The 17427-nt window shown below is 71.7% G+C and carries 21 protein-coding genes; 6 read left to right on the plus strand and 15 right to left on the minus strand.

The window, feature by feature from the left end:
* Window positions 1-9: 9 nt before the first annotated feature.
* Together AB0H37_RS27710 and AB0H37_RS27715 are read right to left on the minus strand one after the other, a co-directional pair.
* A complete protein-coding gene (locus AB0H37_RS27710; RefSeq protein ID WP_360616242.1) occupies window positions 10-846 on the minus strand; it encodes a GNAT family N-acetyltransferase in 837 nt (278 codons plus the stop codon).
* A gap of 51 nt (window positions 847-897) precedes the next feature.
* Window positions 898-1482, minus strand: a complete 585-nt coding sequence (locus AB0H37_RS27715) for a hypothetical protein (RefSeq protein WP_360616244.1) — start codon at window positions 1480-1482, stop codon at window positions 898-900.
* Window positions 1483-1810: 328 nt separating this feature from the next.
* On the opposite strand from AB0H37_RS27715, the gene AB0H37_RS27720 reads away from it, so the two are divergent.
* The 3 genes from AB0H37_RS27720 to AB0H37_RS27730 all read left to right on the plus strand — a co-directional run bounded on the left by AB0H37_RS27720 (window position 1811) and on the right by AB0H37_RS27730 (window position 4479).
* Complete coding sequence (locus AB0H37_RS27720; protein WP_360616246.1) at window positions 1811-2317, plus strand: GNAT family N-acetyltransferase; 507 nt, start codon at window positions 1811-1813, stop codon at window positions 2315-2317.
* A gap of 84 nt (window positions 2318-2401) precedes the next feature.
* A complete protein-coding gene (locus AB0H37_RS27725) occupies window positions 2402-3439 on the plus strand; it encodes an SGNH/GDSL hydrolase family protein (RefSeq protein ID WP_329092955.1) in 1038 nt (345 codons plus the stop codon).
* A gap of 74 nt (window positions 3440-3513) precedes the next feature.
* A complete protein-coding gene (locus AB0H37_RS27730) occupies window positions 3514-4479 on the plus strand; it encodes a CapA family protein (protein WP_360616248.1) in 966 nt (321 codons plus the stop codon).
* A gap of 6 nt (window positions 4480-4485) precedes the next feature.
* Here the strand turns inward: AB0H37_RS27730 and AB0H37_RS27735 are convergent, their stop codons facing one another.
* On the minus strand, window positions 4486-5073 hold the full coding sequence (locus AB0H37_RS27735; RefSeq protein ID WP_179833966.1) for a TetR/AcrR family transcriptional regulator: 588 nt from the start codon (window positions 5071-5073) through the stop codon (window positions 4486-4488).
* A 48-nt stretch (window positions 5074-5121) separates the two neighbouring features.
* On the opposite strand from AB0H37_RS27735, the gene AB0H37_RS27740 reads away from it, so the two are divergent.
* Window positions 5122-5940, plus strand: a complete 819-nt coding sequence (locus AB0H37_RS27740; RefSeq protein ID WP_360616250.1) for a class I SAM-dependent methyltransferase — start codon at window positions 5122-5124, stop codon at window positions 5938-5940.
* Window positions 5941-5973: 33 nt separating this feature from the next.
* Here AB0H37_RS27740 and AB0H37_RS27745 read toward each other — a convergent pair whose 3' ends face one another.
* The gene (locus AB0H37_RS27745) at window positions 5974-6468 is read right to left on the minus strand and encodes a pyridoxamine 5'-phosphate oxidase family protein (protein ID WP_179833968.1); all 495 of its coding nucleotides are present in this window, start codon (window positions 6466-6468) and stop codon (window positions 5974-5976) included.
* Window positions 6469-6572: 104 nt separating this feature from the next.
* Here AB0H37_RS27745 and AB0H37_RS27750 point away from each other — a divergent pair, with 104 nt between their 5' ends.
* Together AB0H37_RS27750 and AB0H37_RS27755 are read left to right on the plus strand one after the other, a co-directional pair.
* Entirely contained in the window at window positions 6573-6923 is a 351-nt protein-coding gene (locus AB0H37_RS27750) for a metalloregulator ArsR/SmtB family transcription factor (RefSeq protein WP_329092946.1), read from the plus strand.
* Window positions 6920-7447, plus strand: a complete 528-nt coding sequence (locus tag AB0H37_RS27755) for an N-acetyltransferase family protein (protein ID WP_329092945.1) — start codon at window positions 6920-6922, stop codon at window positions 7445-7447. Before AB0H37_RS27750 ends, AB0H37_RS27755 begins: the two co-directional genes overlap by 4 nt.
* A gap of 25 nt (window positions 7448-7472) precedes the next feature.
* On the opposite strand, the gene AB0H37_RS27760 is transcribed toward AB0H37_RS27755, so the two are convergent.
* The 11 genes from AB0H37_RS27760 to ectA all read right to left on the minus strand — a co-directional run bounded on the left by AB0H37_RS27760 (window position 7473) and on the right by ectA (window position 16931).
* Entirely contained in the window at window positions 7473-8609 is a 1137-nt protein-coding gene (locus tag AB0H37_RS27760) for a nitronate monooxygenase (RefSeq protein ID WP_329092943.1), read from the minus strand.
* Between the two features lie 10 nt (window positions 8610-8619).
* Window positions 8620-9015, minus strand: a complete 396-nt coding sequence (locus AB0H37_RS27765) for an OB-fold domain-containing protein (protein ID WP_360616253.1) — start codon at window positions 9013-9015, stop codon at window positions 8620-8622.
* A gap of 2 nt (window positions 9016-9017) precedes the next feature.
* The gene (locus AB0H37_RS27770) at window positions 9018-10190 is read right to left on the minus strand and encodes a thiolase family protein (protein WP_360616255.1); all 1173 of its coding nucleotides are present in this window, start codon (window positions 10188-10190) and stop codon (window positions 9018-9020) included.
* Between the two features lie 189 nt (window positions 10191-10379).
* Window positions 10380-11327, minus strand: coding sequence for an ectoine/hydroxyectoine ABC transporter ATP-binding protein EhuA (gene ehuA / locus AB0H37_RS27775; protein ID WP_360616257.1), 948 nt, complete (start codon window positions 11325-11327; stop codon window positions 10380-10382).
* A complete protein-coding gene (ehuD, locus tag AB0H37_RS27780) occupies window positions 11314-11967 on the minus strand; it encodes an ectoine/hydroxyectoine ABC transporter permease subunit EhuD (protein ID WP_179833974.1) in 654 nt (217 codons plus the stop codon). The genes ehuA and ehuD overlap by 14 nt, the downstream gene beginning before the upstream one ends.
* Window positions 11967-12680, minus strand: a complete 714-nt coding sequence (gene ehuC / locus AB0H37_RS27785; RefSeq protein WP_179833975.1) for an ectoine/hydroxyectoine ABC transporter permease subunit EhuC — start codon at window positions 12678-12680, stop codon at window positions 11967-11969. The genes ehuD and ehuC overlap by 1 nt, the downstream gene beginning before the upstream one ends.
* A gap of 3 nt (window positions 12681-12683) precedes the next feature.
* Complete coding sequence (gene ehuB / locus AB0H37_RS27790; RefSeq protein ID WP_329092933.1) at window positions 12684-13577, minus strand: ectoine/hydroxyectoine ABC transporter substrate-binding protein EhuB; 894 nt, start codon at window positions 13575-13577, stop codon at window positions 12684-12686.
* Between the two features lie 98 nt (window positions 13578-13675).
* On the minus strand, window positions 13676-14641 hold the full coding sequence (gene thpD / locus AB0H37_RS27795; RefSeq protein WP_179833977.1) for an ectoine hydroxylase: 966 nt from the start codon (window positions 14639-14641) through the stop codon (window positions 13676-13678).
* The gene (locus tag AB0H37_RS27800) at window positions 14638-15033 is read right to left on the minus strand and encodes an ectoine synthase (protein ID WP_089312209.1); all 396 of its coding nucleotides are present in this window, start codon (window positions 15031-15033) and stop codon (window positions 14638-14640) included. Before AB0H37_RS27800 ends, thpD begins: the two co-directional genes overlap by 4 nt.
* Window positions 15034-15067: 34 nt before the next feature.
* Window positions 15068-16330, minus strand: a complete 1263-nt coding sequence (gene ectB / locus AB0H37_RS27805) for a diaminobutyrate--2-oxoglutarate transaminase (protein WP_360616260.1) — start codon at window positions 16328-16330, stop codon at window positions 15068-15070.
* Window positions 16331-16382: 52 nt separating this feature from the next.
* Entirely contained in the window at window positions 16383-16931 is a 549-nt protein-coding gene (gene ectA, locus AB0H37_RS27810) for a diaminobutyrate acetyltransferase (protein ID WP_329092929.1), read from the minus strand.
* Between the last annotated feature and the right edge of the window lie 496 nt (window positions 16932-17427).

Consider the following 17427-nt stretch of genomic DNA (forward strand, 5'->3'; position numbering starts at 1 on the left):
TGCCGCGGGTCAGGTGAAGGCGAGGACCAGTCGGTCTTCGACGGGGCGGTAGCCGAGGCGGTGGTAGACGCTGTTGCTGGTCGGGTTGGCGAGGTCGGTGAACAGGACGACGTCCTCGGCGCCGGCGTGCTGGGCTGCGCGGGTGACGGCGGCGGTCACCGCGGCCCCGTAGCCGCGGCGGCGGTGCTCGGCCGGGGTGTACACGGGCGCCACCCGCACCGTTCCCGCCACCGCCGGCGTCCGTCCCGCCATGGCCACCGGGCGGCCGCCCGACTCCCACAGGACGATGCCGCCCTCCGCGAGCCGGCCGTCGACCACCGCCGGGTTCGGGTCACCGTGGCCGCCGGCGTCCCGGCGGAACGCCGCATACCAGTCGTGCACGAGATCCCGGTCCACGGCGTCCGCGACCCGCGCGGCGCCGCCCGGCGGCGGGTCCGGCATGTCGAGCCCCGCCAGGCGGTGGAGCCGCTCGCGCCGCGCGACGCGGGCCGGGCTCCCGGTCCGGCCGGTCCACGCCTCCGCGAAGCCCTCGGCGACCTCCGGCGTTCCGTTGACGCCCGGGACCCTTGCCTCGCGCTCGGCCAACGCTCCGGCCAGTTCCGGCGCCGCGGGCCCCGGCATCGCGCTGAGCATGACCGGATACGCCCCCGTCCACACGCAGGTGCCCGCGACGCCGCCGCCCGCCGTCCACCAGCCGAAGAGCGCCTTCGGGTAGAGGCCGGGGCCCTGCGTTCGGATGGCCTTGGTCACGGTGAGCGGCACGGTGTTCGCGACGGGATCGGCGCGCAGGAAGCCTTCCGCGCGCGCTAGGAACTCCTGGACATCGTCGGTCAGCTTCCACGCCATGCCCCAGCATGCCCACGGCCGCCTCCCGGACGCAGCCCATTTACGGTGCGCTCAGGCCGTGGCCAGGGACGGGCGCCTCCTCCGCCGGAGGCAGTAGGCGACGGTCGCGGCGGCCAAGAGCGGGCCCCAGAGGACGAGGGGACCGTAGGACACGACGAAGAGGGCGAGCCTCCAGCCTTCGAGCGCCACCGCGGTCCCGCCCGGCTCGTTGAACTCGTTGAAGCCGGGCAGGCTCGTGATCGTCCCGATGGTGAGGACGACGGCGCCCGCGCCCGCCGGGACGGCGGCGGCCGGGACCGGCACCCTGCGCCCGGCGAGGCCGGGGATCCAGCGCGGGACCACCTCGCCCCACCGGGCCACCAGGCCGACGGCGAGGAAGGCCAGCGCCTCGCTCAGGACGCTGAGGAAGATCGTGTACCCCCACATCGGGACCCAGGCGGGCAGGTCTCCGCGCGCGTCGCTCAGGTCCCCCCGGAGCGGGCCGATCGGAGCGCCGAAGCCGAGCGCGATCCGCCAGAGGCAGGACGGCAGGACCACCAGGCTCGCGGCATAGGCGGAGACGACCGCCCACCGCGGGGCGTCCTCGACGGTATGCCCGTGAATCCGGCGGACCACCGCCATGGTGTTCTTCATCATGCTCGCCCTTTCGATCGTGCGGCTGCCTGCACGGCCAGTGAAGGGCCTGCGCCCGATGGGGGACCTCCCTCCCGCGCGTGATCCGGCTCCCCTCCGGGAGGGAACGGGCATCCCGCCGGCAGAGGGCCGCCTCACAGGTCGGCGGCGGATTCACCGGCCCGGAGGCCCGCCGTCGCCGTCCTCGGCGTGGCGGCGGCGCGGGATTCGGCCGAGCCCGCCCGCCGACTCCTACGGCGAGCCGCCGATGGACCGGCACCTGCGCTTCCACGCCTGAAGGGGGCCGGTTAATGGGAGGAAGGGGCCGCGGGGGAGCGCCTACGATCGCGGCATGGAGCATGAGGTCCGGACGGCGCGGGGCGAGGACCTGCCGGGGCTGGCGGAGATCGAGAACTCGGGCGAAGCGATGTTCGGCGAGATCGGGATCGTGTTCCCGCCAGGTCCGACCGTGGTCGAGCAGATGATCGGCAAGGGTGCCGAGATCGTGGTGGCCGGTGATCCGCCGGTCGGGTTCGCCGCCATCGAGGAGGTCGACGGGGCCGCGCACCTGGAGCAGATCTCGGTGCGCGGCGACCTGGTGGGGCGGGGGATCGGCGTCCTGCTGCTGGAGGAGGTCAAGGCGCGGGCCGCCGCGGCCGGGTCGCCCGGCGTCAGCCTCCTGACGTTCCGGGACGTCCCGTGGAACGGCCCCTGGTACGCGCGGCACGGATTCGCGGATCTGCCGCCGGAGCGGTGGGGGCCGGGGATCAGGTCCTACTGGGACGCCGAGATCGAGGCCGGCCTGCACGAACTGGGGCCGCGCCTCGTCATGTGGGCGCCGCTCGGACACCCCCGTTAAAGATCTACAATGTAAAGGCGGGAACCCGGGGCGCTCGGCGGACGTCTGGCCCATGGACGTCCGGCGCGTGCACGAAGGAGAACGATGATCAGCCCGGTCGCATGGGTACGGGACCGTCTCGGCGAGCGGGGCGCCGCGCTCGCGCTCCTGGCGCTGCTGCTGGCCCTGGCGGTCGTCCCGCTGGTGGCGATGCCGGCGGCGCGGTGCGAGGTGTTCGGGAGCGGGTGCCGCACCCCGGATCCCGGGCGGCGCGCGGACCCGGTCGCCGCGGCCGCCCGGACGATCGCCCCGGTCGAGGTGGCGACGCGGGGCGCCTATGTCGCGCTGGGGGACTCGTACTCGGCGGGCGTCGGGGCGGAGGCGACCGTGGGCGACCAGAACCCGCTCGACCGGTGCCATCGGACGTCCAAGGCGTACTACCACGAGGTCTCGCAGGCGTTCCGCTTCGCGAAGGGCACCGCGTTCTGGGCGTGCTCCGGCGCGACCACCGACGACGTGCTGGACGGACGGGGCGGCGAACCCCCGCAGATCGGCCGCATCGGGCAGGACACGAGCCTGATCACCATCAGCATCGGCGGCAACGACGTCGGGTTCTCGCGGGTGCTCGCCGGCTGCGTGGTCAAGCTTCCGTGGGGCCGGGGCTGCTCCGCGCAGGGCGAGGAGATCGCCCGTCGGATGGCCGAGCTCCGGCAGAGCCTGCCCGCCCTGCTGGCCAAGATCACCGCGCGGGCGCCGTACGCGCGGGTGATCGTGATGTCCTACCCCAAGGCGTTCTCCGAGGTCACCGGTGTGGACGGGGACAACATCACGGTGCCGGACCAGCGCTGGCTGAACGCGCGGGCCTACGAGCTGGGCGGGGTGATCCGGCAGTCGGTGCTGGAGGCCGACGCGCGCAAGCTGGCCGGGCACCGGCACGGCAGCGTCGAGTTCGTGGACGCCTACAGCGCGTTCGCCGGTCACGGGGTGGGCAGCCGCGACGCCTACATGAACGGCCTGACGCTGAACCTCGCGGCGCTCGAAGCGGAGCCGCGCAGCTACCACCCGACGGTCGCCGGGCAGCAGGCGCTCGCCCGGCTCTTCGTCGACCAGATCAAGAAGGGTCCGGGCCGCGCGCTCTCCTGACCGTGCCACCCGATCTCGCCGTGACCGGTGAGAGCCGTCCCCGAACGGGGCACGACTGTCCCAGGGGTTCTGCGATGGCCATCACGATCGCGCTCGCCGGAGACACGATGCTGGGACGCGGCGTGGCGGAGGAGATCGCCGCGTCCGGCCCGTACGGCCTGTTCTCCGAGGGGGTGCGCGAGGTCTTCCACGAGGCCGACCTCGCCCTGGTGAACCTGGAGTGCTGCGTGTCGGAGCGCGGGCGGCGGTGGGACGCGCCCGGCAAGCCCTTCCACTTCCGTGCGCCGCCGGCCGCGGCCGAAACCCTCGCCGACCTCGGCGTGGACTGCGTGACGCTCGCCAACAACCACGCCCTGGACTACGGACCGGACGCGCTGGCGGACACGCTGGACGTCCTCCGGCGGGCGGGCGTCCGGACCGTCGGTGCCGGCGAGGACCTTGGGCGGGCGTGGGAGCCCGCCGTCCTGGAGGCCGGGGGAGTGCGGGTCGCGGTCCTCGGCGCCACCGACCATCCGGCCGACTTCGCCGCGGGGACGAGCCGTCCGGGCGTCGCCCATGCCGACCTGGAGGACGGCGTCCCCGACTTCCTGCTGGAGGAGGTCCGGCGGCTCCGCGGCGGGCACGACGCCGTCCTGGTCATGCCGCACTGGGGCCCGAACATGATCCCGGCGCCGCTGCCCTACGTGCGGCGCGCGGCGGGGAGGCTGGTGGACGCCGGCGCGACGCTCGTCGCCGGGAGCTCCGCGCACGTCTTCCATGCCGTGGCGTGGCCGGTGGTCTTCGACATGGGCGACTTCATCGACGACTACGCGGTCGACGCCCTGCTGCGCAACGACCTCGGTCTGCTGTTCCTGGTGACGCTGGACGCCGCCGGGCCGTCCCGGATCGAGGCGGTGCCGATCCGGCTGGACTTCTGCCGCACCCGCCTGGCCGGGGGCGCCGACCGCGCCTGGATCATCGACCGTTTCGCCAAGGCCTGTGCCGCCTTCGACACGCCGGTGACCGTCCGGGACGACCGGCTCGTCATCGAACGGCTGTAGGCGCGCTCAGCGCAGCACGGCCGCGACGACCCCGGTCACCGTCCTGCGCACGGCCTCGTCGTCCGGGGGCGCGGCGGCACGGTCGGCGAACAGCAGATGGCCGGCGCCGACCAGGGTGGGGGCGAGCAGGTCGACCTCGGCATCCGCCGCGAGGCGGCCGAGGTCGCGCTCGGCGGCGAGGTAGGAGGCGATCATCTCTACGGCCTCGGTCAGCACCGGCACGCCGGCCGGCCAGGTCCGCCGCAGCCGGGCGCGCAGCTCGTCCCTGAAGGTGATGAGGGGGACGACCGCGACGGCGACCGACGCGAAGACGGCGCTCAGGGCCGCTGCGAGGTTGCCGACGACGGTGCCGGTCCCGGCGGCGTCGCGCAGGGCGGCGGCCTCGGCGTCCATCCGGTCCACGCGGTCCAGGACGAACTCGGCGAGGAAGGCGTCGAAGTCGGCGAAGTGCCGGTGCAGGACGCCCTTGGCGCAGCCGGCCTCCTCGGTGACCGCCCGGCTGGTCAGCGCGCTCGGCCCGTCCCGCAGCAGGACGCGCTCGGCGGCGTCGAACAGCCGGCCGCGCACGTCGCGCATGGCGACACCTGTCGGCACGGCGGATCCTCCTTGACGAGTGGGCAAGCGCCCATTCATAGTGGGCGCATGCCCATTGTAGCGAAAGACCCTTCCCCCGAACCGCATCGCGCCCGCGAGGTGGCGGAGTCCTTCGGCTCCGACGCCGAACGGTACGACCGCGCCCGGCCCCGCTATCCCGACGCGCTCGTGAAGCGCGTCGCCGCCGCCAGCCCAGGACCGGACGTCCTCGACGTCGGCTGCGGCACCGGCATCGAGGCCCGCCAGTTCCAGGCCGCCGGCTGCAGGGTGCTCGGCGTCGAGCCCGACGCGCGGATGGCCGCCTTCGCGCGGCGCGGCGGGCTGGAGGTCGAGGAGGCGACGTTCGAGTCCTGGGACCCCGCGGGCCGGGACTTCGACGCCGTGATCGCCGGGACGGCCTGGCACTGGGTGGACCCGGTCGCCGGAGCGGCCAAGGCGGCGCGGGTGCTGCGGCCCGGCGGCCGGCTGGCGGCGTTCTGGCACGTGTTCCAGCTCCCGCCCACCGTGGCGGACGCCTTCGCCGCCGTCTACCGGCGGGTCGTGCCCGACTCGCCGTTCACCATCCGCGTGGACAAGCCGGCCATGGACGGCTACCAGGTGATGTTCGCCAAGGCCGCCGACGGGATCCAGGACACGGGCGCCTTCGGTGAGCCGGAGCAGTGGCGCTTCGACTGGGAGCGCACCTACACCCGCGACGAATGGCTGGACCAGATGCCCACCCACGGCACGCTCACCGGGCTCCCGGATGGCCAGCGGGCGCAGGTGCTGGAAGGCGTCGGCGAGGCCATCGACGCCCTGGGGGGCGCCTTCACCATGTCCTACGCCACCGTGGCCGTCACCGCGGCGCGCGGCACCCGTCAGGGGTGACGCGCAGTACGGCCTTCCGGGTCGGCGGTCTGGTCAGGACGGCGGCACCGGGTTCACGCGGCGCCGGGTGTCGATGCCGGAGGCGTTGCGCGGGTCCCGGCCCGGGAGATGCACCTCGTATCCGGTCGCGTCCGCGTGGTAGAGGCGCAGCGCGGCGTCGCCGCTGAGCTCGTCCGGCCGGAAGGCCACGGCGCCCGGATCGGCCTGGGGGAACGCCTCGGCGCAGCGCCGCGGCAGATCCTCGTCCGGAACGACGGAGGCCACGGCGTCGATGTAGACGGCGCGGCCCTGCCCGATCTCCACGGTCGAGTCGTAGATGACGATGGCGACCTCCGGGCGCGCGGCGATGTTGCCCGAGTGCCGCGCGTCCGGGGAGGACACCCAGTAGAAGGTGCGGTAGCCGGCGTGCGTGAAGTACACCGGCGAGACGCGAGGCCGATGATCGGCCTCGCTCGTCCCCAGGGTCATGTACCGGTTCCCGTCGATGACGGTCCGCGCCGACTCGTCCAAATTCTCTGGCAGGCTCATGGGAGAGAAGTGTGGCCGATGGGCCTGACATCGCGGCGGCGCCGGCCGTCCTCTGGACGGCGCGTCTGGATCTTTGCTGCTCCATCGTCTATCGTCGATGAACGATGGACGTCGAGAGCGGGCCGCTGGACCGGCCCACCGCCGCCGAGTACGCCTCCTGGTTCAGGGCCCTGGCCGATCCCACCCGGATCCAGATCGTCTCGCTGCTGGCTCGCAGGGATCGCCCCCTGAGCGTCGGCGAGATCGTGAAGGCGGTGGAGGTCGGCCAGTCGACCGTCTCGGCCCACCTGAGGGTGCTGGCCGGGGTCCGGTTCGTGCTGGTCGAACGGCGGGGCACCGCCTCCTACTACCGCGTCAACGACGCCTGCGTCGGCTGCTTCCCGTCCGCCGCCGACGTCGTCATGGGCCGGCCCGTCCCCGCCCGGCCCGCCGGTGCCCCGGAGGGACGGCCGTGACCGCTCCAGAGGCGCCCTCCGGCATCGCCGTCAGGGCCATGCGCCCGGACGACGCCGGGCGGGTGCTGGCGATCTACCAGGAAGGCCTGGACACGGGCCAGGCCAGCTTCGAGACCGGCGCCCCCACCTGGGAGAAGTTCGACGCCGCCAAGCTGGACCGCCACCGGTACGTGGCCGTCGACGCGGCCGGGGCCCCGTCTGGCGACGTGCTCGGCTGGATCGCCGCCGGGCCCGTGTCGGACCGCTGCTGCTACAGCGGCGTGGTCGAGCACAGCGTGTACGTCTGCCCTCGTGCCCGGGGCCGGGGCGTCGGTTCCGCCCTGCTGGCCGCCTTCATCGCCTCGACCGAGGCCGACGGCATCTGGACCATCCAGTCGGGCATCTTCCCCGAGAACACCTCCAGCCTGCGGCTGCACGCCAAGGCCGGGTTCCGCGTCGTGGGCGTCCGTGAACGCCTCGGCCGCCTCCACGGCCGGTGGCGCGACGTCGTCCTCCTCGAACGCCGCAGCCCCCTCGTGCTGTAGCGGCCCGGATGTCCGGTTCGGTCGTTCAGTCCGTGGTGGTGACGGCGTTGAGGCGGTCCACGGCGTTGGCGAAGTCCTCGACCATGTCGTAGACGACCTGGCGGGCGGGCTTGACGGTGTTCATCAGGCCGACGCACTGGCCGACGAAGTAGTTCGCGAGGGCGAGGGCGCCCGGGTTGCCGGACTCGGCCACCTTGGTGATCTGCCGCATGGCGCCCTCCGCCACGATCATCTGGAGCGGCATGCCGAGCGGGCCGGGGCTGTCCGGGCCCTCCCATTCCTGCGTCCACGCGGAGCGCAGCTGCCGGGCGGGCTTGCCGGTCCGCGACCGCGACCGGATCGTGTCGCGGGACGTGGCGGCGAGCAGCTTCTCCTTCACCGGCGGGGACGTCTCGGCCTCCTCGGTGGTCAGCCACACCGAGCCGCACCACACGCCGGACGCGCCGAGCGCCAGGGCCGCGGCCATCTGGCGTCCGGTGGCGATCCCGCCCGCGGCGAGGACGGGCACCGGGGCGACCGTGTCGACCACCTCGGGGACGAGCACCATCGTGGAGATCTCGCCGGTGTGCCCGCCCGCCTCCCCGCCCTGCGCGACGACGAGGTCGACGCCGGCGGCGACCTGGCGGCGGGCGTGCTCGGACGTCCCGACCAGTGCGGCGACGGGGATCCCGGCGGCCTTGGCCTTCTCCACCATCAGCGGCGGCGGGGTGCCGAGGGCGCTGGCGATGAGGCCGATGGGGTGGGCGAGCGACACGTCGATCAGCTCGGTCGCGCCCTCCTTGGTGACCTGCGCGCCGCCGCGCGCGTTGGACCGCCTGGCCTTCTCGAAGTCGGGCAGTGGGACGTCGTACTTGGCGAACAGGCCGACGAGGAAGTTCCAGTGCTCCTCGGGGACGGCGGCGAGCAGGGCGTCCAGGCCGCCGCCGCCCTCCGCCGCCTTGTCGATCTTGCCGGGGACGAGCACGTCGACGCCGTAGGGGCGGCCGCCCACGTGGTCGTCGATCCAGCGCAGCTCCTCTTCGAGCCGGTCCGGCGTGTACGCGACGGCGCCGAGGACGCCGAACCCGCCGGCGTTGGTGACGGCGGCGACCACGTCGCGGCAGTGGCTGAAGGCGAACAGCGGGAACTCGATGCCGAACCGTGCGCAGACCTCGGTGTTCATGGGCCCGACGCTAACGGACCGAACCGCGTTCGGTCCAGGGTCGGAACAGCACGTACGACTCGCCCTCGTCCGGATGCTCGAACACCGCGCGCAGCGCGAGCCCCTCGCGCAGGTCCGCGCGCTCCACGCCGTCCAGACGGGCGTGCAGCCACGGCCCCTCGGCCAGCTCGACCAGCGCCAGGAACGCGGGCGGCTCCTTGGGAAGGATCGTCCAGGTCACCAGGGTCGCCGCGCCGCTCGCCTCGGCCCAGCCGAGGTCCTCCTCGCCGCAGCCGGGGCAGCCGCTCGCGTCCGGCGCGAACCACCGGTCGCACGCCTCGCAGCGCCGGACGACGAGCCGGCCGGCGGCCGTGCCGTCGAAGAACGGGTCGGTCCGCCCGTCCCGCCGCAGAACGCCGATCTCCATGGCTAGGCCCCCTTCTCGTGCGGGCTGACGACCAGCGTGGAGTGGTGGTCGAGGATCCCGCCGTTCCCGCTGACGAGGATCACGTCGGTGGAGGGCGCCTGCCGCCGCCCGCCGTCCCCCCGCGCCTGGATCACGGCCTCCGACAGCGGCGTCATGCCCCACATGTAGTACGCCGAGAGCTGCCCGCCGCCGGTGTTGGTCGGCAGCGACCCGCCGGGCCCGAGCGCGCCGGACGCGGCGAACGCGCCGCCCTCGCCCTTGGCGCAGAACCCGTAGTCCTCCAGCGTCACCAGGACCGTGTAGGTGTAGCAGTCGTACAGCTCGCACACGTCCACGTCGGCGGCGGTGACACCGGCCATCTTCATGGCCGCCGCGCCGGACGCCGCGGCGCCCGTCGCCAGGCCGAAGTCGCTGCCGCGCTCCTTGCGGTGCCCCGGGTGGCCCTGCCCCCAGCCCCACAGGTGGACGGGCGGGCGCGCCAGGTCGCAGGCCCGGTCGGCGCTCGTCACGATGACGGCGACGGCGCCGTTGGACACCAGGCAGCAGTCCAGCAGGTGCAGCGGCTCGGACACCCAGCGGGAGCGCTGGTGGTCCTCGATCGTGATCGGCTCGCGCAGCTGGGCGAGCGGGTTGCCGGCGGCCCACCGCCGGGTCGCCACGGCGATCGCGCCGAGCTGCTCGCTCGTCGTGCCGTAGCGGGCCATGTGCCGCTGGGCGGCGAGGGCGTAGTGGGAGTTCACGCTGCGCAGGCCGAGCGCCGCCGTCATCCCGCCGAACCCGTACCACTCCGCCTTCCCGGCGGGGGAGTCGCGGTTGTAGGCCGATCCCGCCGACTGCTTCGGCTTGAGCGGCGCGTCCGCGAACACGCACGCGACCGTGGTCGCCGAACCGTTCAGCACCGCCATCGCCGCGTAGGACACCATCGCCCCGGCCGTCGCCCCGTAGGAGTTGACCAGGGCCAGCAGCCGCAGGTCGCGCAGGCCGAGCGTGTCGGCGAGCTCGATCCCGGGCGAACCGCTCATGCCGTGGCTGACCAGCAGGCCGTCCAGGTCGCCGAGCGCCAGGCCCGCGTCGGCGGCGGCCAGCCGCACCGCGTCGGCCGCGAGCCGCCGGGGGCTGCGCCCGTACACCCTGCCGAGCTCGGTCATGCCGAGCCCCACGATCGAAGTGCCCATCGCCTCGCTCTCCTCGTCCGTGGGGCCCCACGGTACAGAATCGCGTTCGGTACGGGAGCGGGCGGGGTGATCGGGAGCTGGACGCCGCCCCGCGCGGGCGGTTCCGGAACGGGAGTCGCCCGCGTCCCCGGGGCGACGGGGACGCGGGCGACGCGCGGGACACGGTCCCGCCCGGCGGGGCCGGACCGGTCAGGAGGCGAGGACGGCCTGCAGGAAGTCGCGGGTGCGCTGCTCGGACGGCTCGCCGAAGATCTGGTCCGGCGGACCCTCCTCGACGATCTGGCCCTGGTCGAACATCAGGACCCGGTCGGAGATGTCCTTGGCGAAGGCCATCTCGTGGGTGACGCAGAGCAGGGTCAGGTCGCTCTGCCGGGCGATGTCGCGCAGCAGGTCCTGGACGCCGACCACGAGCTCGGGGTCGAGCGCCGAGGTGACCTCGTCCAGCAGCAGCACCCTCGGCTGCATGGCCAGCGCCCGCGCGATCGCCACCCGCTGCTGCTGGCCGCCCGACAGCTGGGTGGGGTGCGCGTTCTCCTTGTCCGACAGGCCGACCATGTCCAGCAGGCCGCGGGCCCGCTCGACCGCCTCGTCCTTGGACACCCCGAGCACGCGCACCGGCCCCTCGGTGAGGTTGCGCAGCACGTTCATGTTCGGGAACAGGTTGAACTGCTGGAACACCATGCCGACCTGCTTGCGCATCTCGTGCAGGTGCTTCTGGTTCGCCGGGACGCGCTTGCCGCCGCGGTCCATGTGCCACAGCGTCTCGTCGCCGATCCAGATCAGCCCGTCGTCGAGCTTCTCCAGCGTCATCAGCAGCCGCAGGATCGTGGTCTTGCCGGACCCGCTCGGCCCGATGAGCGTCACCCGCTCGCCGGGCGCGACGGTGAAGTCCAGCTCGCGGAGCACGACGTTGGAGCCGAACCGCTTCACCACCTTCTCGAAGCGGATCCCCGGCGCCTCGCCGTGCGGCAGCCCCGCGGCCGGATCGGCCTTCGTGGCGGTGCCCTTCTGCGTGGAGACGCCCGCGTCGGCGGCCGCCTCGCCGGGGGCGGGGTCCTGCGCCGCGTTGGCGCCTTCCGAGGGCGGGCGGTCCGCCTCGCCCCCGGGGTCGACTGCGTCGGTGTCAATTGGTGGCATAACGCCTCTCCAAGCGGCGGACGAGTATCGAGGATATGACGCTGACCACGACGAACAACAGGCCGACCATGGTGATCGGCTCCAGGAACTGCAGGGTCTTGGACCCGACCTGGTACGCGGAGAACAGCAGCTCCGAGACGTTGATCGCCAGCAGCAGCGGCGAATCCTTGAACATCGCGATGAGGTAGTTGCCGAGCGTCGGGATCACCCGCCGGATCGCCTGCGGCAGGACGACGTCCAGCCACACCCGAGAACGCGGCAGGTTCAGCGCGGTGCACGCCTCCCACTGCCCCTTGGGGACGTCGGCGATCCCGGCCCGGTACACCTCGGCCGTGTAGGTCGAGTAGTGGATCCCGAGCGTGATGGTGCCCGCGGTGAGGGACCCGATGGTGATGCCCCAGGCGGGCAGTACGAAGAACACGAAGTACAGCTGCGGGATCAGCGGCGTGGACCTGATGAACTCGGTGACCCATCGGATCACCTGGTTGAAGACCCGGCTCGGGGAGCGGCGCAGCAGCGTCCACACCAGCCCGAGGACCAGGGCGATCAGATAGCCCAGCAGCGTCGCGGTCAGCGTGTAGCGCAGCCCGTCCAGCAGGTCGGGGAGGATCTCGCCGGAGTAGTGCCAGTCCCAGCTCATCAGCCCACCCCCGCCCCGGGCGCTCCGGCCGCGATCGTCCCGAGGGACGGCTCAGCGGGCAGCCTGCGGCCCAGCATCCGGTCCACGCGCCGCTCGGCGTAGCGGACGAACAGCTGCAGAACCTGCGCGATCACGAAGTACAGGACGAGCACGACCGTGAACGCGGCGACGGTCTGGCCGGTGCTGCCCTGGATGTTCTTGGAGACGCGGGTCAGGTCGACCAGGCCCACCAGGGACACGATGGCGGTGCCCTTCATCAGCTCGATGATCAGGTTGCCGAACGGGGGCAGCATCAGCGCGAACGCCTGCGGCAGCAGGACCCGGCGCATGCGCTGGAACGGAGTGAAGTTCAGCGCGATCGTCGCCTCGTACTGCGCCTTCGGGACGGCGTTGATCGATCCGCGCACCACCTCGGCGCCGTAGGCGCCGACGTTCAGGCCGAGGGCCAGCACGGCCGCGAACATCGTGGAGAACCGGAGACCGATCAGGGGAAGGGCGTAGAAGAACCAGTACAGCAGCACCAGCGTGGCGTTGCCGCGGAAGAACTCCACGTACACGCGGTTGAGCACGCGCACCCACGCGTGGCGCGACGTGCCCGCCATCCCGAAGACGAGCGCGAGCACCAACGCCAGCGCGCCGCCGAGGAGGGTGAGCCGGATGGTGACCCACGCCCCGTCCAGCCACTGGGGATAGCTGTCGAGGACCTCGGACACGGGTCAGCCCTGGCAGAACTTGGCGGCGGTGTCGTCCGGGCCGGGCATCTCCGCCTGGGTGAAGCCGAACGGCTGCAGGATCGGCAGCAGCTTGTTGCCCTGCTGGAGTTTGGCGAGCTCGCCGTTCCAGGCGTTCACCAGGTCCGTGTCGGCCTTGCGGAAGGCGAACGCGCCGGCGCCGAGCTGCTCCTTGCCGTCGATGACGGGGGTGAACGCGTCGGTGACCTGGAAGCCCTCGCCCTTGTGCTTGGTCAGCAGGTCGGCCAGCGAGATGCGGGTCAGCCAGATGCAGTCGATGCGCCCGGCCTTCAGGCCCTCGTAGGCGCTCGCCTGGTCGGCGAACGTCTTGATGTCGCCCTTCTTGACGCCGGTCTTCTCGGCGTACCCGGCCTCGACGGCGCCGGTGAGCACGCCGACCTTGACGCCCTTCTTGCCCGGGTCCTCGGCGGCCTTGAGGCCCTTCGGGTTGCCCTCGGGCACCATGAAGGCGCTCTTGGCGACGTACTCGGGGTTGGCGAACGCCGCGGAGGCGCACCGCTCGGGCGTGATGAACATGCCGGCGGCGATCGCGTCGAAGCGCTTGGCGTTGAGCCCGCCGATGAGCCCCCCGAAGTCGACCTGGACGCCCTTGATCTCGTCGATGCCGAGGTTCTTGAAGATGGCGCGCGCGAGCTCTGGCGCCTCACCGGTCAGCTTCCCGGACTTGTCGGTGTAGCCGTAGGGCGCCTCGTTGGCGAACCCGACCGTGATCGTGCCGGAGTCCTTGGCCTTCTGCAGCGTGCCGCCGCCGGTCTTCTCCTTCTCCGGATCCGTCGTGGAGCAGCCCGCCGCGGCCAGCGGCGCCGCGGCGGACAGCAGCACGGCGGTGCGGAGGAAGTCGCGTCTCGAAGAAGTCATCGTTGAACTCCTGATGGGTGAGCTCCGCGCCCGCAGGGAGGCCGGACGGCCCCCGTGCGGGCGCGGAGCGGGTGGGTCGGGTTATCGAATTGTTAGGCTCAGGCGCCGGCGGTGCCCTCCGCGGGGGGACGGTCTGCCGCGGCCTCCGGGACGCTCCCGGCTCCGACGGGGGTGAAGTCACGGGCGCCGATGAAGGAGGGACGGGGCGCGGGTGCGGAGAACGGCTCGACGCACGTGTTCTCCACGCTGTTGAACACGATGAACACGTTGGAGCGCGGGAACGGGGTGATGTTCCCGTTCGAGCCGTGCATGCAGTTGCAGTCGAACATGGTCGCCGAGCCCGCGGGGCCGGTGAACAGCTCGATCCCGTGCTTGTCGGCCAGGATCGACAGGCTGTTGGGGTCGGGTGTACCGATCTCCTGGCCGCGCAGGGACTCCTTGTAGTGGTCGTCCGGGGTCTCCCCGACACAGGCCACGAAGGTCTTGTGCGAGCCAGGCATGATCATTAGCCCGCCATTGTGCACGAAATTCTCGGTGAGCGCGATGGATATGCTCACCGCGCGCATCCGGGGCATGCCGTCCTCCGCGTGCCAGGTCTCGAAGTCCGAGTGCCAGTAGAAGTCCTTGCCAGTGAAGCCTGGCTTGTAGTTGACCCGGCTCTGGTGGATGTAAACCTCCGAGCCGAGGATCTGCCTGGCCCGGCCCACTACGCGGGGATCGCGGACGAGCTCGGCGAACACCTCGCTGATCTTGTGCACCTCGAAGATGGAGCGGACCTCGTCCGAGCCGCGCTCGGTCACCGTGCGCTCGTCGGCCAGGATCTGCGGATCCGACGACAGCCGGCGCAGCTCGGCCCGGTAGTCCTCGACCTCCTCCGGCGCGATCAGCTGGTCGACGGACAGGAACCCGTTGGCCTCGAAGGAGTCGAGGGTCGCGCCGTCGATGGGCCCGTCCTTCGCCTCGCCGTACACGACCGGGTCCTGGCGGTACAGCAAGGCGGCCTCGGAGGCCTTCCGGGTGGGGTAGGCGTCGTCGATCGTCGGATGGGACTCGATGATGCTCATGCGTCCTCCTCGGTCAGCAGGGGGTAGACACCGTTCTCGTCATGGACCTCCCGGCCGGTGCAGGGCGGGTTGAACACGCAGACGGTCCGCACGTCGGTGTGGGCGCGCAGAGTGTGGTGCTCGTGGCCGTCGAGCAGGTACATCACGCCTGGCTCGATCTTGTGCTTCTCGCCCGTCTCGTCGTTGGTCAGCTCGCCCTGGCCCTCGACGCAGTACACGGCCTCGATGTGGTTGGCGTACCACATCTTCGTCTCGGTCCCCGCGTACAGGATCGTCTCGTGCAGCGAGAACCCGACGCCCTCTTTGGCCAGCACGAAGCGGCGGCTGCACCAGGTCGGCGCCTGCACGTCCCTTTCCGTGCCGATGATCTCTCCGAGGGAACGAACGATCATTGAAACTCCTTTGTTCTTTCGGTGCCGGACCGGCTCAGGCCGTGATCTTCTGGCGGACGGCCTCCACCGAGTCCGCGATGATCTCCAGGCCGGTGGCCAGCTCGGACTCGGTCGTGGTGAGCGGCGGCAGCAGCTTCACGACCTCGCCTTCGGGGCCGGAGGTCTCCATCAGCAGCCCGCGGGCGAACGCCTCGCCGCACACCCTCGGCGCCGCCTCCGCGTCCTTCATCACCAGGCCCCACGCCAGGCCCCGGCCGCGGACGGAGTCGATGGCGCCGGCGTGCGTGATCGCGATCTCGTTCAGGGCCGCCTGGACCTGCTGGCCCTTGGCGAGGGTCTGCTTCTCGAAGTCGTCGCCGGTCCAGTAGTCCTCCATCGCGCCGACGGCGGTGACGAACGCGGGGTTGAAGCCGCGGAAGGTGCCGTTGTGCTCGCCCGGCTCCCACACGTCCAGCTCGCGCTTCATCAGCGTGATCGCGAAGGGCAGCCCGTAGCCGCTCAGGGACTTGGACAGGCAGACGATGTCCGGGGTGATCCCGGCCTCCTCGAAGCTGAAGAACGGCCCGGTGCGGCCGCAGCCCATCTGCACGTCGTCGACGATGAGCAGGATGTCCTGGCGGTGGCACAGGTCCTGCAGGCCGCGGAGCCACTCGGCGGTGGCCACGTTGATGCCGCCCTCGCCCTGCACGGTCTCCACGATGACGGCGGCGGGCTTGTCCAGGCCGCTGCCGCTGTCGTCCAGCATCGTCTCGAAGAGCAGGAAGTCGGGCGTCCTGCCGTCGAGGTAGTTGTCGTAGGGCATCGCCACGCCGTGTCCGAGCGGCACGCCCGCGCCGGTGCGCTTCATCGAATTGCCGGTGACGGCGAGCGCGCCGAGCGTCATCCCGTGGAAGGCGTTGGTGAAGCTGACGATCGTCTCGCGGCCGGTGTACTTGCGCGCCAGTTTCAGCGCCGCCTCGACCGAGTTGTTCCCCGCGGGCCCGGGGAACTGGACCTTGTAGTCGAGGTTGCGGGGCGCCAGGACGTACTCGTTGAAGCGTTCCAGGAACTCCCGCTTGGCCGAGGTGTACATGTCGAGGCCGTGCACGACGGCGTCGCCGGCGAGGTAGTCCAGCAGCCGGCGTTTCAGCGCCGGGTTGTTGTGCCCGTAGTTGAGGGTTCCGGCTCCGGCGAAGAAGTCGAGGTAGCTTTTGCCGTTCTCGTCGGTCATGTGGCTGCCCTGTGCCGTGGTGAACACCGTGGGCCAGCTTCTGCAGTAGCCGCGGACTTCCGATTCCATGCGGTCGAAAACGTCCATGTCTGCCTCCAGGCAGGGTCGGAGAGGAGCGGATGGGGGCGTGGAGCGTGGATCAGTTCGCGGCGGCGATCGGGCCGATCCTGAAGAGCACCTCGGGCTCGTGTCCCCCCTCGGGGAAGTGCTCCGCGGCGAACAGCGGGCTGCGAGCGAGCTCGCACCCGCGGGCCTTGGCGAAGGATTCGAACATCGCGGTGGAGGCGGTGTTGTCCGGCGTGACCGTGGCCTCCATGTACTCGAGCCCGCGGGGGGCGAGGCGGTCCGCCAGGCTGTCGAGCATGCGGCGGGCGAGGCCCTGGCCGCGGTGGTCGCGGTCGACCGCGACCTGCCATACGAAGAACGTGTCCGGACGGGAAGGGCGGACGTAGCCGGTGATGAAGCCGCACGGGCCGGCGCCGTCGCGTGCGACGACGGAAGTGTCCGCGAAATCGCGGCACCAGAGCGCGTAGCTGTACGGCGAGTTGACGTCCAGGACTCTTGAGTCCCGGGCGAGCCGCCAAAGCGCGGGTCCATCGGCGAGGCTCGGCTCCTGGAGTTGCACTTCCGCGTTCGTCTCGTTCTTCCCGGGGCGTCGGGTCGGTGATTCCAGGGGTTGCGCTGCCATGTCCAGGCAATTTACCGAATCTCGCGCGATGATCGCAGATAGATGTTATCGACGAGATGTTTAGCCCGATCATCAGTGGGTATGATTGGGGGCTTTCCCGATTCGGGTGCAATTTGGGCGGTCTTCAGGCGGGCCGCGATCCGCTTTTCCCCGGGATACGCAGGAGGTACTGCCGGGTGCGCCGGAGATGTTGCCGGCATGCTTCCTGAATGCAACCTTAACGTTTCGCCGTGGTGCCAGGAGTGCTTTTCTGTATCGGTTATGTGAGGTAAGTCACATATATCCGGTGTCAACGGGGCGGGTGCGGCGGGCGTCACTTCGCATCGCGGGAGGTCGGGCCGCGACGGGGCGGGGTGGGGCCGGTGTGGGTCGAAGCACTCCGCGAGGCCGTCTGCACTACCCCTCAGGGGCAGGTGCGCTATCCAGGGGGTAAGGCCAGGGTTGCTAACAGGACAGGGAATGTGGGTTTTGGTCCGCTTCCGGGTGGCCGGGGCCG

Source organism: Actinomadura sp. NPDC023710 (assembly GCF_040639875.1).
GTDB lineage: Bacteria > Actinomycetota > Actinomycetes > Streptosporangiales > Streptosporangiaceae > Spirillospora > Spirillospora citrea.